The organism is Streptomyces fructofermentans (genome assembly GCF_014651055.1).
Lineage (GTDB): Bacteria > Actinomycetota > Actinomycetes > Streptomycetales > Streptomycetaceae > Streptomyces > Streptomyces fructofermentans.
In genome coordinates this window covers 157,985-172,426 of record NZ_BMWD01000006.1, presented here as the reverse complement: position 1 = coordinate 172,426, position 14,442 = coordinate 157,985, and the positions used below count along the sequence as shown (strand labels likewise).

13 protein-coding genes are annotated in these 14,442 nt (G+C 74.2%); 6 read left to right on the top strand and 7 right to left on the bottom strand.

Annotated elements, in window-relative coordinates; genetic code table 11:
* Positions 1-23: 23 nt before the first annotated feature.
* Positions 24-1,316 carry a M14 family zinc carboxypeptidase gene (locus IE265_RS11030; protein WP_229916127.1) on the bottom strand — a complete coding sequence of 431 codons (1,293 nt, stop codon included), beginning with the start codon at positions 1,314-1,316 and terminating at the stop codon, positions 24-26.
* A 506-nt stretch (positions 1,317-1,822) separates the two neighbouring features.
* On the bottom strand, positions 1,823-2,836 hold the full coding sequence (locus tag IE265_RS11025) for an EamA family transporter (protein ID WP_229916126.1): 1,014 nt from the start codon (positions 2,834-2,836) through the stop codon (positions 1,823-1,825).
* A gap of 123 nt (positions 2,837-2,959) precedes the next feature.
* On the opposite strand from IE265_RS11025, the gene IE265_RS11020 reads away from it, so the two are divergent.
* Positions 2,960-3,475 carry a MarR family winged helix-turn-helix transcriptional regulator gene (locus tag IE265_RS11020; RefSeq protein ID WP_190035274.1) on the top strand — a complete coding sequence of 172 codons (516 nt, stop codon included), beginning with the start codon at positions 2,960-2,962 and terminating at the stop codon, positions 3,473-3,475.
* Here the strand turns inward: IE265_RS11020 and IE265_RS11015 are convergent.
* Positions 3,459-5,153: an FAD-dependent monooxygenase gene (locus tag IE265_RS11015; RefSeq protein WP_190035273.1), complete on the bottom strand. Its 1,695-nt coding sequence runs from the start codon at positions 5,151-5,153 to the stop codon at positions 3,459-3,461. The genes IE265_RS11020 and IE265_RS11015 overlap by 17 nt on opposite strands.
* A 223-nt stretch (positions 5,154-5,376) precedes the next feature.
* Here IE265_RS11015 and IE265_RS11010 point away from each other — a divergent pair, with 223 nt between their 5' ends.
* Complete coding sequence (locus tag IE265_RS11010; protein WP_190035272.1) at positions 5,377-6,000, top strand: TetR/AcrR family transcriptional regulator; 624 nt, start codon at positions 5,377-5,379, stop codon at positions 5,998-6,000.
* 362 nt (positions 6,001-6,362) lie between these two features.
* On the opposite strand, the gene IE265_RS11005 is transcribed toward IE265_RS11010, so the two are convergent.
* The 3 genes from IE265_RS11005 to IE265_RS10995 are packed head-to-tail and all read right to left on the bottom strand — an operon-like array spanning position 6,363 to position 9,378.
* Positions 6,363-6,647 carry a hypothetical protein gene (locus IE265_RS11005; protein ID WP_190035271.1) on the bottom strand — a complete coding sequence of 95 codons (285 nt, stop codon included), beginning with the start codon at positions 6,645-6,647 and terminating at the stop codon, positions 6,363-6,365.
* Positions 6,648-6,667: 20 nt separating this feature from the next.
* Positions 6,668-9,049 (bottom strand): 4-alpha-glucanotransferase, encoded by a 2,382-nt coding sequence (gene malQ, locus IE265_RS11000; RefSeq protein WP_190035270.1) that lies wholly within the window; start codon positions 9,047-9,049, stop codon positions 6,668-6,670.
* Positions 9,049-9,378: a hypothetical protein gene (locus tag IE265_RS10995; RefSeq protein ID WP_190035269.1), complete on the bottom strand. Its 330-nt coding sequence runs from the start codon at positions 9,376-9,378 to the stop codon at positions 9,049-9,051. The genes malQ and IE265_RS10995 overlap by 1 nt, the downstream gene beginning before the upstream one ends.
* Positions 9,379-9,640: 262 nt before the next feature.
* Here IE265_RS10995 and IE265_RS10990 point away from each other — a divergent pair, with 262 nt between their 5' ends.
* The 3 genes from IE265_RS10990 to IE265_RS10980 are packed head-to-tail and all read left to right on the top strand — an operon-like array spanning position 9,641 to position 12,236.
* Positions 9,641-10,174 carry a PadR family transcriptional regulator gene (locus IE265_RS10990; protein WP_190035268.1) on the top strand — a complete coding sequence of 178 codons (534 nt, stop codon included), beginning with the start codon at positions 9,641-9,643 and terminating at the stop codon, positions 10,172-10,174.
* Positions 10,171-10,884, top strand: coding sequence for an ABC transporter ATP-binding protein (locus tag IE265_RS10985; RefSeq protein WP_190035267.1), 714 nt, complete (start codon positions 10,171-10,173; stop codon positions 10,882-10,884). Before IE265_RS10990 ends, IE265_RS10985 begins: the two co-directional genes overlap by 4 nt.
* Positions 10,881-12,236, top strand: coding sequence for an ABC transporter permease (locus IE265_RS10980; protein WP_190035266.1), 1,356 nt, complete (start codon positions 10,881-10,883; stop codon positions 12,234-12,236). The genes IE265_RS10985 and IE265_RS10980 overlap by 4 nt, the downstream gene beginning before the upstream one ends.
* A 132-nt stretch (positions 12,237-12,368) precedes the next feature.
* Here IE265_RS10980 and IE265_RS10975 read toward each other — a convergent pair whose 3' ends face one another.
* Positions 12,369-12,905, bottom strand: a complete 537-nt coding sequence (locus IE265_RS10975) for an HNH endonuclease (RefSeq protein ID WP_190035265.1) — start codon at positions 12,903-12,905, stop codon at positions 12,369-12,371.
* Between the two features lie 273 nt (positions 12,906-13,178).
* Here IE265_RS10975 and IE265_RS10970 point away from each other — a divergent pair, with 273 nt between their 5' ends.
* Positions 13,179-14,252 carry a mechanosensitive ion channel family protein gene (locus tag IE265_RS10970; protein ID WP_190035264.1) on the top strand — a complete coding sequence of 358 codons (1,074 nt, stop codon included), beginning with the start codon at positions 13,179-13,181 and terminating at the stop codon, positions 14,250-14,252.
* Positions 14,253-14,442 lie beyond the last annotated feature (190 nt).

Sequence of the window (14,442 nt, the reverse complement as noted above, 5' to 3'; positions counted from 1 at the left end):
CAGGCCGCCGTCCGGCGGGACCGTCACGGGCTCAGGAGCTGCCGGGCCAGGTGCATCATCGTGCGGGTGTGCAGCGCGGTCTGCCGGTGCACGGGTACCCAGCGGGTGCCGAAGGTGGCCCGCAGCTCCCGGCTCCACTCGCGCACCAGGGTGTCGACGCCCTCGGACGGCTCGTCCAGGGCGCTGCGCATCATCGCGGCGGCGCGCAGCGGGATGCGGCGGGCCGCGATGCCCAGGGAGACCGAGTTGCCGACGGTCGTGGCGAGTTCGGCGTCGCCGAGGCCGTGCGCGTCGTGCGTGTTCCAGGTGTCCACCACTCCGGGGCCGATGTCCATGAGTTCGCGCGCGGCGGTGTGGAAGGCCAGTCGGCGCGCGTCGCGCGGCGGCCGGTCGGCCAGCCCGCCGAGCACCTCCTCCAGTTGCTTGGCACGGCCCAGCAGGATCTCGGCGGCCCGCGATATCACCTGCTCGGGCCGGGTGACGGGGCTCGGGTCGCTCACGGCGGCCACGCTCCAGAACGGCGCCTCGACGACCGCCGTCACGGTCCCGTGGCGCATCGCGTACATCCAGGTCGCCTGCGACGTGTAGCCGGAGGGGTCGCGTTCGTCGGTGGGGCTGCCGTCGGGGAGCACGAGCACCCCCGGGCTGTCGACGAACCAGCCCATCCCGTCGAACGGCCGGTACTCCAGCGGGATGCCGAGCTCGGCCGCGACGGACCGGAAGGCACGCGCCGCCCCCGCCACGGGGCGGGTCAGCTGCAGGAACGATCCTCCTACCTCGACGCCGTGCAGGGAGAACTGCAGCACGGGCCGCAGTTCGTCGATGAGCCCGATGAGCGCCCGCGACTCGGGCATCGGCAGGTGCGGATCGGTCGACACGGGCGGGAACTCGGGCTGGCTCACGAAGGCGGGACGGTAGAAGCCCCGGTAGTAGCCGTCCAGGGTGGGGGTCCCGGCGGGGTGTTCGGTGAGCCTGCGCTGGCCGAGCGTCGTACCGTCCGGATCCAGGCAGAGCAGGAAGTGCCAGGTGCAGTCCAGCTCGTCCAGCACGCGCGGATCGCGCACGAAGTCAGCGGCGAGGGCGAGTGAGGAGGCGCCGCCGACCGGTTCGTTCGCGTGCGCCCCGGCCACCGTGAGGATCTGACGGCGGCCGTGCCCCGCGGACAGGAGCCGGAGCGGGCGGCCGGCGCGTGAGGTCCCGACGGTCCGCAGGCGCACGGTGTCGGGCCGCGCCGCCACCATCGCGCGCGCCTCGCGTGTCAGCTCGTCGACGGTGGGATAGGGGGTTCCCCGGCTGCCGGCACCCTTGACCCTCACGCCAACTCCTCACCCTTGTACGGCTGTTGAGCGTTCCCATCTGCAACCCGGGGCGTCCGGGGTCCGTGCCCCGTCAAGGCTCGACGGGCCGGGTCAGGGTGTCAAGGGGCCGTTGTGGCGGCCGCGTCGGAGGCACAGCGGAGTGAATATGCCGGAGTGATGTCCCTCCGGCGACCCCGGGCAACCCCCGGGCACCCCCAGACGCCCTCGGGCACCCCCAGACGCCCTCGGGCACCCTCGAACGGCGTCCGCCGCCCCGACGGCCTCCCGCCCCCGGCCGGTCCGCCCTGCCGGTCGGCCCTGCCGGTCCGCGCCGCACGGCCGACCCTCCTCCCGCCGGTGGCCTCGGCCTCGTACGGGATTCAGGCCGGGCACGGCTTTTCGGCCCGTACGGGTTTCCGGCCCGGCGCGGGATTACGGCCCGGCGCGGGATTACGGCCCGGCGCGGGATTACGGCCCGGCGCGGAGTTACGGCCCCATGCAGGATTCCGGCCCGTGGCGTCGACTCAGTGGCGCGCCGCATCGGTTCGGCCTTGGTGGGTCGCACGCGCCAGGTCCTCGCGGGCGGTCCGCGGCACGCCCCCGCCAGCACCCTCGCGCGCCCCTTCCCGAACCCCGTCTCGCACGCCGCCCCGCGGGCCGGGGAAGCGGGTCGCGGGCAGGGCGCCCGGCCGCGCGCCGAGCTGCCCGAACACCGTGGCGCCGAAGGCCAGTGCCATGCCCGCCAGTTGCACCGGGCTCAGCGCCTGGCCGAGCGCCGCCCAGCCGATGACGGCCGCCGTCAGCGGGGACAGCGGGCCGAGGAAGGTGACCTGGGTCGCGGTGAGCCGGCCGATGCCCCGGAACCAGAGCCAGTACGCCACCGCCGTGTTCGCCAGTGCCAGGTAGACGTAGCCGCCGACCGCCCGGCCGTCGAGTGCGGGCGGCGCGCCCTCCACCAGGAGGGCCACCGGCGCGATCAGCAGCCCGCCGGCGGTCAACTGCCAGGCGGTGAGGGCCAGTGGGCCCACTGCCTCGGGCCGCCCCCACCGCTTCGTCAGCACCGTCCCCGCCGACATCGAGGCGGTGGAGGCGAGGGCCGCCAGCAGTCCCACGGCATCGAGCGCTCCGGCCGCCTTCAGGACGACGAGGCTGACCCCGAGCGCCGCCGCCACCCCGGTGAGCAGCGTACGCAGGGTCGGGCGCTCGCCGAGCAGGGCCACCGCGAGGCCCGCGACGAAGAGCGGGCCGACGGAACCGACGACCGCCGCCATGCCGCCGGGCAGGCGGTACGCGGAGAGGAACAGCAGCGGGAAGAAGGCGCCGATGTTGAGCAGGCCCAGCGTCGCCGCCTTCCACCACCAGGCACCGCGGGGCAGCCTGCGGGCGAGGGCGAGCAGCACCAGTCCGGCGGGCAGGGCGCGCGCGAGCCCGGTGAACAGAGGGCGGTCCGCCGGCAGGAACTCCGTGGTGACCGCGTACGTGGAGCCCCAGGAGACGGGCGCGAGGGCGGTGAGGAGGGTGGTGGCGACGCGGTTCATGACCGACTCCGTCGAGGGGAGATGGGCTGGCGCGGGCGAGTGCAGAAATAGCTTAGCGCTAAGCTACTTTCCGTCAAGCTACTTTCTTGCGGTCCGGCGCCACCGCGGCGGATACTCGCCCTCATGAGCACGCCCAAGGCATCCCGGGACCCCGTCGACGCGATCGTCGACCAGTGGGCCGCGGTCCGGCCCGATCTGGACACGGCCGCGATGGAGGTCTTCGGCCGCGTCTACCGGCTCGCCAGGACCATGGGCGACCGGATGGAGAAGGCGTACGCCCGATTCGGCATCTCACGCGGCGAGTTCGACGTCATCGCGACGCTGCGCCGCTCCGGCGCCCCGCACACCCTCTCGCCCCGGCAGCTCTCGGCGACCCTGATGCTGACGACCGGCGGCATGACGGGCCGGCTCGACAAGCTGGAACGGGCGGGCCTGCTCCGCAGGTCGCCCGACCTCCACGACCGCCGGGCCCTTCAAGTCACGCTGACCGACAAGGGGTTGGCCGTCGTCGACGAGGCGGTCGGCGCCGGGCTCGCCCTCCAGACGGAGGCCCTGTCGGCGCTCGACGAGGAGCAGGCCGGCCAACTGGCCGACCTGCTCCGTCAGTTGCTCGCGGGCACGGTCAACCCGCCGTCCTAGACGGCACCGCGCCGGCCAGCACCGCCCCGATCTCCGCCGCGTCCGCCGACTCGGAGGCCCAGGCCACATGGCCGTCGGGGCGGACCAGCAGCGCCGTACGCCGGTCGCTCGCCCAACTCGCCACCGCCAGCCTCCCCTTGCGGTCACCCCCGTCGAGGTCCGCGAACGCTCCGGCGCGCTCCTCCGGGACGATCAGGACGAACCTGCCGCCGCGCAGGGCCTCGTACAGGCGGCCGTCGCGCAGCGCCACGTCCGGGGCGCGCCGGCCGACCAGGGGGTGGGAGCCGCGCGGCGCGGGGTAGGCGTAGCCGATGCCGGTGATCCGGCCGAGCATCCGGGTACGGGCCGGGCCCACATGGTCCAGGAACGTGGTGAGCAGCCGGCGGGCCGCCAGCGTCCAGGGCCGCTTGGCCATCGCGAGCCGCACGATCCCGCCGCTGCTGCGCAGGACGGACCGTCCCACGGGGTGCCGTTCGGCCTGGTAGGTGTCGAGCAGGGCGTCGCCGTCCCGACGCCCGTCGAGGACGGCCGCCAGCTTCCAGCCGAGGTTCGCGGCGTCCTGGAGACCGGTGTTCATGCCCTGCCCGCCGGCCGGGGTGTGGACGTGCGCGGCGTCACCGGCGAGCAGGACCCGCCCCACGCGGTAGGACGGCGCCTGGCGTTCGTCGCTGTGGAAACGCGACATCCAGCGCGCGTCGTGCATCCCGAAGTCGCGGCCGAGGGCCAGCCGGGTGATCTCCCGGACCTCGTCGAGGTCGAGGGGCTCGTCGTCGGCGACGTCACGGCCCCGGTGCCAGCCGATCACCCGGTAGTAGCCGTCGCCGAAGGGGGCGAGGAACGCGAACGCGTCCCCCACCGCGTTCACGGTCAGCAGCGTCTCGGGCTCCTCGGCCAGCCGCACGTCCGCGAGCACGACGGAACGGATCACCGAACGCCCGGGGAACGCCAGCCCCACCGCCTGCCGCACGGCACTGCGCATCCCGTCCGTCCCGACGACGTAGGCGGCCCGCAGCTCCTCCCCGCCACCCGAACCGGCCCGGCCCGTCGTGCCGACCCCATCCGTCCCGCTGACCCCATCCGCCCCATCCGCCGCATCGGTCTCGTCCGTCCCGCCGGTCCCGTCCGCGCCCGCCCCGCGCACCCGGAGCGTCACGCCGTCCGCGTCCTGGACGAGACCCGTCACCTCGGTCTCGTACCTGAATCGCACCCCCGCCGCGACCGCCCGGCGCTCCAGCACCTTCTCCACCTCGTACTGCGGCAGCACGAGCAGGTGGTTGAAACGGGACGGGAGCGTGCCGAGGTCGATCGTGAGGCGGGTGAACAGGCCCAGCCGGTCGAGGGTCTGCCTCTTCGCCTCCAACTCGTCGGCGAGACCCCGGGCGTCGAGCTGCTCCAGCGTGCGGGCGTGCAGGACGAAGGCACGCGAGAGGTTGCTGATCCTGTGCGCGCGCTTCTCGACGAGGGTGACTTCGACTCCGGCCTCGGCGAGGTCTCCGGCCAGCAGCAGTCCGGTGGGCCCGGCGCCGACGACGATCACTCCGCCGGCAGCGGCGCCGGGAACCTCGGCCCGCGCGGCGGTGGGCGCGGTGCCGGGAGCGTCCGCCGGGGTCTCGGCGGACGTGCCCGCGGGAGCTGTCAGCGCGGCGGCGTCCGCGGCGTTACGGGTCGTGCCGTTCATGGCGGCCTCCTGATGCCAACGCTCGTTGGTCGAGGGCGGTGGGACCTACGGCTCCTGATCAACAGCCGTTGGCCACCCGTTGTGGGCCGGCCCGGCCGTTCACCGGTTCAGTCACGCCTTCGATGCCTACAGCCGTTGGCCAACACCTGTAGGCCAACGCTTGTTTGCCACCATAGGGTGGCACTCCTGGACTGTCAACAGTTGTTGGCCTACGCTTGTTGGCATGATCGAGACGGACACCGACTCCGACACCACCGCCGCCGAGCGCGCCCGGGACACGGCCCCCCGCCGCTCCGACGCCACCCGCGCGACCATCCTCGCCGCCGCGCGGGAGCGCTTCGCGGCCGACGGCTACGAACGCGCCACCATCCGTGCCATCGCCCGCGACGCACGGATCGACCCGTCGATGGTGATGCGCTACTACGGCAACAAGGAAGGGCTGTTCGCGGCGGCCATCGACATCGACCTGAGGCTGCCGGTGCCCGACACGGTGCCCAGGGAGGACGTCGGCCGGGTCTTCGTCGAGCACTTTCTCGACGTGTGGGAACGGAACGAGGTGTTGACCGCGCTGCTGCGGGTGGGGGTCACCAACGCCGCCGGGGCCGAGCGCATGCAGGGCATCTTCAAGCAGCAGTTGATGCCGGTCGCGCTGCGTGTGTGCCCCGACCCCGAGCAGGCGCCCGCGCGGGCCGCGCTGGTCTCCTCGCAGATGCTGGGGATGGCCCTGACGCGGTACGTCCTGCGGTTCCCGCCCGCCGTGGACCTGCACCGGGACGAGATCGCGGCCTGGCTGGCGCCGACCGTGCAGCGCTACCTCACAGCCGCGCACCCGGGCCGGTCGGACTGAGCCCGCCCGCACCCGGCCACCCGGCGGATGCCACTACCGGCCCCGCTCCGACCGGAGCCGACCCGCCGGGAGCCCCCGCTCCGACCGGAGCCGACCCGCCGGGACCCGACCCGCCGCGGCCGGCCACACCCCTGCACGCCTCGGCACCCCTCGGCACCCCGAAACGCCGTCCCGCCCCGACCGGCCACACCAGCCCGGCCGAGTCCCGCGGCGTCCCGCCGCACCCCGCCCCGCCGCACCCCGCTCCGGCGCGTCGCGGGGCCGGGACGCGCCGAGGGCACCGGCCCCGCCCACGTGCCGCGACGAACGCGTACGTGGGCGAGGGCGGTGCCCTCGGGTGAGAAGTCTCGTGCCGTCCGGGGTCAGGAGGCGGAGGTCTTGACCTCGACCTGGCCCTTCGACCCGGCCTTGGCCTTGGGCTGCCGGTCCGACGACTTGTCCAGGACCATCACCAGACCGGTGATGAGCGCGAACAGCCCGATCGGAGCGGCGACGAACAGACCCAGCGTCTCGACGACGCTGAGGCCGGAACCGGGGCCGTCGCCGTCGTCACGCGTCAGCGCGAGCGCGGGGGACGACATGAGCAGCATCATCAGCGTCGTACCGGCAGCCAGGGCGCCGGCGCGCAGGGCGTTCTTCTTATCCACGGTGCAAACGTAGCGAACACCTAAACCGGCCGCGCGCCCGGGGGTGCCGTACGGGGTGCGGGGCCCTCCGCGTCCGGTGCGACCGCGTCGGCGGACCGGCTCCCGCGCACCACGTCGAACAGGGCGTACAGCCGGGGGGACGCGGCGAGTTCCTCCAGGGTGACCGGGCGGCCGTCCGCGTCGGCGACGGGCAGGCGCCAGTTGGGGTACTGGTCCCAGGTGCCCGGCAGGTTCTGCGGGCGGCGGTCGCCGATCGCGTCCGGCAGCCAGACGCCGACCATGCGGGCCGGAGTGCGCAGCAGGAAGCGGTGCAGCGCCTGGATCTCCGCCTCCTCGGACACTCCGCCGCCGGACCCTTCGAGCAGTCCGAGCCGGGCTAGCAGCCTCAGCCACTCCCCCGCCTCGGCGGCGGCCTCGGCGCGTTCCTCGGCGAGGGGGCGGGTCAACAGGCCGAGCCGGTCGCGGAGTTCGACATGGTCGCCGGTGAGCCTCGACGCGGTGGGCGGCAGGTCGTGGGTGGTGGCCGTGGCGAGGCAGTCCGCACGCCAGCTCTCGGGGGGCAGCGGCCGCCCCGTACCGGCCCAGTCGCGTTCGAACCACAGCACGGAGGTGCCGAGGACCCCGTGCTCGTGGAGGGTCTCCCGTACGCCCGGCTCCACGGTGCCGAGGTCCTCGCCGATCACCGGAGCCCCCGCCCGGGAGGCCTCCAGCGCCAGGATCGCGAGCATGGCCTCGGCGTCGTAGCGGACGTACGCGCCCTCGGTGGCGGGTCGGCCCTGCGGGATCCACCAGAGCCGGAACAGGCCCATGACGTGGTCGATGCGCAGGGCGCCCGCGTACCGGAACAGGGCGCGCAGGAGGCGGCGGTAGGGGGCGTAGCCGGACTCGGCGAGGCGGTCCGGGCGCCAGGGCGGCAGGCCCCAGTCCTGGCCCTGGACGCTGAAGGCGTCCGGGGGTGCGCCTACGGTCATACCGGCGGCGAAGTGCTCCTGCTGCGCCCACGCGTCGGCGCCGCCCGGGTGGACGCCGACCGCGAGGTCGTGGACGATCCCCACCGGCATCCCCGCGTCCCGCGCGCTGCGCTGGGCGGCGGAGAGCTGGGCGTCCGTCAGCCAGGCGAGGCGGCAGTGGAAGTCGACGCGGTCCATCAACTCGGCCCGGGCGCGGGCGGTCTCCGCGGAGCGGGGGTCGCGCAGGGCGGCCGGCCAGTGATGCCAGTCGGAGCCGTGGACCTCCGCGAGCGCGCACCACGTGGCGTGGTCCTCCAGCGCCTCGCCCTCCTCCGCGAGGAAGTCGCAGTAGGCGGCGCGCCGCCCGGGCCCGAGGGGCACGTCCCGTACGAGTTCCAGGGCCTCCCGCTTCAGTTCCCACACCGCGTCGCGGTCGATCAGGGCGTCCTTGTGGAGCACGGACGCGCGTTGCCGCTCGGCCCGCTCCAGGAGCGCGCGCAGGCGGTCCCGGTCCTCGGTGTGGGCGAACTCGGGGACGTCCTCGACGCGCAGGTGGACGGGGTCGGGGTAGCGGCGGGAGGAGGGCCGGTACGGGGAGGGGTCGGTCGGCGCGCCGGGCACGGCCGCGTGCATCGGGTTGACCTGGACGAACCCCGCGCCGAGGGAGCGCCCCGCCCAGGAGGCGAGTTCGGCGAGGTCGCCGAGGTCGCCCATGCCCCAGGAGCGACCGGACAGCAGGGAGTAGACCTGCACGAGCAGCCCGTACGTCCGTCCGGGCGGCGCGGGCAGCCGCGCCGGGGCGACGACGAGGTGGGCGCGGGCGGTGCGGCCGTCGGGGGCGGTGGCCTCCATCGCGTGCACACCGGGTGGGAGGCGCTCCGTGGACGCGCGGGTCTCGCCCTGCTCGGTGCGGATCAGCAGGCGGGTGCCGGGCGGCAGTGCGGCGAGGACGGCCGGGAGGGACGACCCGGCCCGGAGCCCGGTCCCGTCCGCGTCGGCGGCGGCCTCCGCCGCGCCGGCGCTCTCCGCCGGGCCCGCGCTCCCGACCGCATCAGGGCCCTCATCGGAATCAGGCCTCCCGGCGGTACCTGGGCTCCCGGCCGCATCAGGACTCCCGGCCGTACGAGCGCTCCCCGCCGCACGGGAGGACCCGTCCGGCGAGGCGGCCCCGGCCCCTCCACCCGACGGCTCCCCCGGCGACGCGGCGCCACCGGACGGCCCCGTGCCGGCCGCCCCGATCCAGCTCACGACCGTCGGCGGCAGCAGCCGGTCCCGCAGGTGGGCCTCGCGCGCGGTGAGGGCCTCGCGCACGGCCTCCGGGGTCCCCGCGGGGACGCCCAGCGCGGCGAGCGCGGCGACCACCGCGGCGTCGGAGGCCGCGACCGTCCGGCCGGGGGACGGACTGTAGGAGGTGGCGACGCCGTACAGCGCGGCGAGCCGGGAGAGCGGCATCAGACCCCCGAGGGATCCGGGCCCGCGCCGACACCGGTGGACGAGGGCCCGCCCTGGTCGGACGGGGCGGCGAGCAGGAGGGAGGGCTCACTGGTCAGGGGCGCCGCGTCGGCGAGCGGCGGCTCGCTGGTGAGCGGGGCGGCGTCGGGCAGCGGCGGCTCACTGGTGAGCGGCGCCTCGGCGCGGGCCCCCTGGGCGCTGAACACGCACAGGTAGGGGTCGGGTTCGGCGGGCAGGTCCACCACGGGCTCGTCGGCGGGCTCGTCGGCGGGCAGGTCCGCCGGGGGTTTGGAGAGGGCCGAGAGCAGAAGCTGTGCCGATGCGGCCACAGGGGCCTCCTTGTCGGTCGTGCGGGCGGGTACGGGCAGCCCTACCCAGCGAGCGGGCCCGCAGACGTGACGGCTCGGACAACGTGCCCCCGGTCACATTCTGTCCCCGGATCGTCCGGTGACCAAGAGCACCGGGAGACATACCCTCCGTCACGGCCCGCCACTCGTCCGGCCGCCGGCCCGTCGACCCCTCCCGCACGTCCGGCACCAATTCCCTCTCGACTATTCACTCAGTACATATATCGAGTGCATAATGATCGCCATGAGCACCCGTCACATCCTGCTGGGCCTGCTCGCCGGAGGTCCCAGCCACGGCTACGACCTCAAGCGACGCCATGACGAACGCTTCCCACAGGCCCGCCCCCTGGCCTACGGCCAGGTCTACACGACACTTCAGCGCCTGGTCCGCGACGGTCTCGCCGAGATCGACGGGACCGACTCGGACGGCGGCCCCGAGCGCACGCTGTACCGCTCCACCGACGAGGGGGCGAAGGAACTCCTCGGCTGGACGGGGGAGATCACCCCTCCGGCGCCCTTCGTGACCAACGAGATCTTCGCCAAGGTCGTGTGCACGATCCTCGCCTCGGCCGACCCGGCCGACTACCTGGCCTCCCAGCGGACCGCGCACATGGCGCGGATGCGGGAGCTGACGGCGGTCAAGACCGCTCCGGGCACGGATCTCGCCACGGTCCTCTCGGCCGACTACGCCCTCAACCACCTCGACGCCGACCTGCGCTGGATGACGACCACCGCGGCCCGGCTCGGCACTCTGACCGCGGAGGTCCACACAGCATGAGAAGTACGGAGCGAACCGTGCCCGTCCTGACGGCCGAGGGGCTGACCAAGACGCACGGCAGGACCGAGGCGCTGCGGGGCGCGTCGGTCGAACTGCGGGCGGGCGAGATCCTCGCCGTGTCCGGGGCGAGCGGCAGCGGCAAGTCCACGCTGCTGCACTGCCTGGCGGGGATCACGCGACCCGACGGCGGCTCGGTCGTCTACGCGGGGCAGCGCCTCGACACGCTGCCCGAGAAGCGGCTGAGCGAGCTGCGCCGCACGGAGTTCGGAGTGCTGTTCCAGTTCGGTCAGCTGATCCCGGAGTTGACCGCGCTCGACAACGTGGCGCTGCCGCTGATGCTGGCCGGCATCTCCCGCGGGGCCGCCCACGTCCGGGCGTACGAGTGGCTGGAGCGGTTCGGCGTACGCGGCCAGAGCGAGCTGCGGCCCGGCGAGATGAGTGGCGGCCAGGCCCAACGCGTGGCTCTGGCGCGGGCGTTGGTGACCGAACCGAAGGTCGTCTTCGCCGACGAGCCCACCGGCGCCCTCGACTCCCTGGCGAGCGAGGACGTGATGACGGCCCTGACGCACACGGTCCGGGAGGCCGGCACCGCGGTCCTGCTCATCACGCACGACGCCCAGGTGGCCGCGTACGCCGACCGCGAGGTGGAACTGCGCGACGGCACGGTCCTCGTGCCGTCGGACGCGCAGGCGATGGAGGTGGTCCGGTGACCGGGGATCTCGCACTCGCCTGGCTGCTGGCCCGCGGCTCGGACCGGCGGGAGTGGTGGCGCGTGCTCCTGACGGCGCTGGGGGCCGCGCTCGCCACCGCCCTCGGATTCGCGGCGGCCGCGGTCGCCTCGGTGGAGGGGCAGGTCTCCACACCGTACTTCCACGGCCTCCTGAACCAGCCGGGGCAGCGCGCCGGGGTGGTCGTCACGCTGCTGCTGCTGTGGGTGCCCGTGCTCGGCTTCCTCGGCCAGTGCGCGCGCATCGGCGCCGTGCACCGCGACCGCCGGCTGGCCGGACTGCGCCTGGCCGGGGCGACCGCGCGGCAGGTGCGGCGGATCGCCGCCCTGGAGGCCGGTCTCGCCTGCCTGCTCGGTGCGGCCGTCGCCGCGTCGTTCTCGGCGCTCCTCCTGCTGAGCGTGCTGCGGCAGCCGCTGCCCGCGGCGGCCTGGGGCGGCTTCGCCCTGGTAGCGGTGTCCGTACCGCTGCTGGCCGTGCTGGTGAGCGTGCTCGCGCTGCGCCGGGTCGTGGCCTCGCCGCTCGGCCGGGTGCTCCGGGTGCGCCCGGCCCACAGCCGGGTCGCCGCCCTCGCCGTCGTGGTGCCGGCCGCCCTCGTGGGTCTGGCCGCCCTGCTGATCGTCACGCGGAGCACCGGACCCGGGCAGACCGCGTTCCCCCTCCTGGTGTTCTCGGCGGTGGCGCTGACCGGAGCGGGCGCGGTGGGGGCCGCCGGAGTCACCGCGCGGTTCCTCGGCGGGCGGCTCGCCGCCCGGGCCGGGAACCCCTCGATGCTGCTCGCCGCGGAACGGCTCCGGGCCGACCCGTGGGCCACCGCGCGCACCAACGCCGCCGTGCTGCTGGTGGCCGTCGTGGGCGTCGGCTTCACGGGGGTGCGCGAGATGTTCCTCGACGTCGTGCACCACCCGCGTCAGGGCGTGCCGTACAGCCCCGACGACGTGGCGTTCTACACCACCGGGATCGACCTGGCGGGTGCCGCCGTCCTGGTGGCGCTGCTGATCAGCCTGGCCGGCCTCGCCGTGGGCACGGCCGAGTCGCTCGCCACCCGGCGCCGCGGCCTCGCCGCCCAGGCCGCGGCGGGCGTCCCCCGGAAGGTGCTCGGCCGCGCGCTGCTGCTGGAGACCGCGCTGCCGCTGGCTCCGGCGATGCTGCTCGCGGGCCTCGGCGGGACGGCGATCCACCTCGTCTACGGGAGGATCGTGGACGCCGCGATCGTCCCGGTGCTGGTGCCGCTGCTCGTGCCCGTGGCCGTGTACGCGGCCTGCCTGCTGGCCGCGGCCACGTCCCTGCCGCTGCTGAGCCGCTCGGTCCGCCCGGCGGAGCTGCGCTTCGCCTGAGCGGACCGGCCGGGCAGGCCGGGGGCGTCGCGGACCGCACCGGGTCCCCAGGAGGCGCGAGGGGGGCCTCCCGGGGGCCCGGCGCGGGACGCGGGACCCGGACCGCTCCGGGCAAGACGAAGGCCCGGGTCGTCAGGCGGAGATGCCGTCGATCCGGGCCATGGCGTCCTCGGCACCGTACGGCTGCAGGTACGGCAGCCAGCGCGGGTCCCTGTGCCCGGTGCCGATGATGCGCCAGGCGAGCCCCGTGGGCGGGGCCGGTTTGTGGCGCAGGCGCCAGCCGATCTCCACCAGGTGCCGGTCGGCCTTGGTGTGGTTGCAGCGGCGGCAGGACGCCACCACGTTGTCCCAGGCGTGAAGACCCCCGCGGCTGCGCGGGATGACGTGGTCGACGCTGGTTGCGACGCCACCGCAGTACATGCACCGGCCGCCGTCGCGGGCGAACAGCGCCCGCCTGGTCAGCGGAACGGGCCCGCGGTAGGGGACCCGTACGAACCTCTTCAGCCGGACCACGCTGGGTGCGGGGACAGTAACGGTCGAACTGTGCATGAAGGCGCCGGACTCCTCGAGGCAGACTGCCTTGTTCTCCAGGACGAGGACGAGCGCGCGGCGGAGCGGTACGACGCCGAGGGGCTCGTACGACGCGTTGAGGACCAGGACATGCGGCACGGATGGCCTCCTTGTACGCCGGCGGCGCGTGGCTCGCGCCGGGACGATCTGTAGTCAGTCTCCCCTCATGCCTGGTGGAAGCGCCACCATGTCCCGGTAACGGGCTGGGAGTGTTTTCGACCACATGTACTTCATCCCCAGGTGAGCACCGTCTCTCCCCCGAACATTGCAACGATCCACACACGATGCCCCGTTAGTGTGGTGGTTCCGCCCGTCGGCATTTGTCCCGATGTCCCGGCCCCGGGCGGGCCGCTACGCCTGGAGGTACCTGCCGTGTTCTTGTCCGTCCTGTCGGCCGCCGATCCCACCGAGGAACCGACGGCACCGACGCTCCAGGACGCCCAGGAAAGAGCGACCAACGCCGCGAGCTGGGTCGAGCAGAACTGGTCCACATGGCTGAGCATCGGCCTGCGGGTGCTGCTGATCGTGGTCATAGCCGCCGTGCTGAGAGTCGCCGTCAGGCGGGCCATCACCAAGCTCATAGACCGGATGAACCGCACGGCCCAGGCGGTCGACGGCACGGCGCTGGGCGGCCTGCTCGTCAACGTCGAGCGCCGCCGCCAGCGGTCCCAGGCCATCGGCTCGGTGCTGCGCTCGGTCGCGTCCTTCCTGATCATGGGCACGGCCGCACTGATGATCCTCGGCACCTTCGAGATCAACCTGGCCCCGCTGCTGGCCTCGGCCGGCGTGGCGGGCGTGGCGATCGGTTTCGGCGCCCGCAACCTGGTGACCGACTTCCTCTCGGGTGTCTTCATGATCCTGGAGGACCAGTACGGCGTCGGCGACACGGTGGACGCGGGCGTGGCCTCGGGCGAGGTCATCGAGGTCGGCCTGCGCGTCACCAAGCTCCGCGGCGACAACGGCGAGATCTGGTACGTCCGCAACGGCGAGGTCAAGCGCATCGGCAACCTCTCGCAGGGCTGGGCGACCGCCGGTGTCGACGTCACGGTGCGCCCCGACGAGGACCTGGACCGGGTGCGCGCGGTCCTGACCGAGGTCGGCGAGGCCATGAGCAAGTCCGAGCCCTGGAACGAGCGCCTGTGGGGCCCGATCGAGGTGCTGGGCCTCGACAGCGTGCTGCTGGACTCCGTGGTCGTGCGCGTCTCAGCGAAGACCATGCCCGGCAAGGCCCTGTCGGTCGAGCGCGAGCTGCGCTGGCGCGTGAAGCACGCCTTCGACAAGGCGGACATCAGCCTCGTGGGCGGGCTGCCCGCGGCTGCGGCCGAGGAGGCCGCGGACCCGACGGCCGGCATGGCGGCCCCGTCCGCCTACGCCAACGCGGCGTCCCCGCAGTCGATGACCGCGTCCCCGCTCGCACCCGCGGCGCCGACGAATGTGACCAAGTAGCGACGAGACCCTTCTCATACGTGTGGGGCGGCATCCGGAGCGCATCCGGGTGACGCCCCACACGTGTGTCGCGGGGTAACGAGTTGGTTGCCCGCGGGTGGCCGGTATTGACGCCTCCCCCGCGTCCGGCCTACCTTCCTCCCACCGATAGGAAAGTTTCCTAACAGTGATCACACGGTGGACTTCCCGG

Coding starts and splice junctions, on each gene's coding strand:
- IE265_RS11010 (WP_190035272.1), top strand. CDS start 5,377: ATGATCGAGACGGACACCGACTCCGACACCACCGCCGCCGAGCGCGCC.
- IE265_RS10990 (WP_190035268.1), top strand. CDS start 9,641: ATGAGCACCCGTCACATCCTGCTGGGCCTGCTCGCCGGAGGTCCCAGC.
- IE265_RS11025 (WP_229916126.1), bottom strand. CDS start 2,836: ATGAACCGCGTCGCCACCACCCTCCTCACCGCCCTCGCGCCCGTCTCC.
- malQ (WP_190035270.1), bottom strand. CDS start 9,049: ATGCCGCTCTCCCGGCTCGCCGCGCTGTACGGCGTCGCCACCTCCTAC.
- IE265_RS11020 (WP_190035274.1), top strand. CDS start 2,960: ATGAGCACGCCCAAGGCATCCCGGGACCCCGTCGACGCGATCGTCGAC.
- IE265_RS10985 (WP_190035267.1), top strand. CDS start 10,171: ATGAGAAGTACGGAGCGAACCGTGCCCGTCCTGACGGCCGAGGGGCTG.
- IE265_RS11015 (WP_190035273.1), bottom strand. CDS start 5,153: ATGAACGGCACGACCCGTAACGCCGCGGACGCCGCCGCGCTGACAGCT.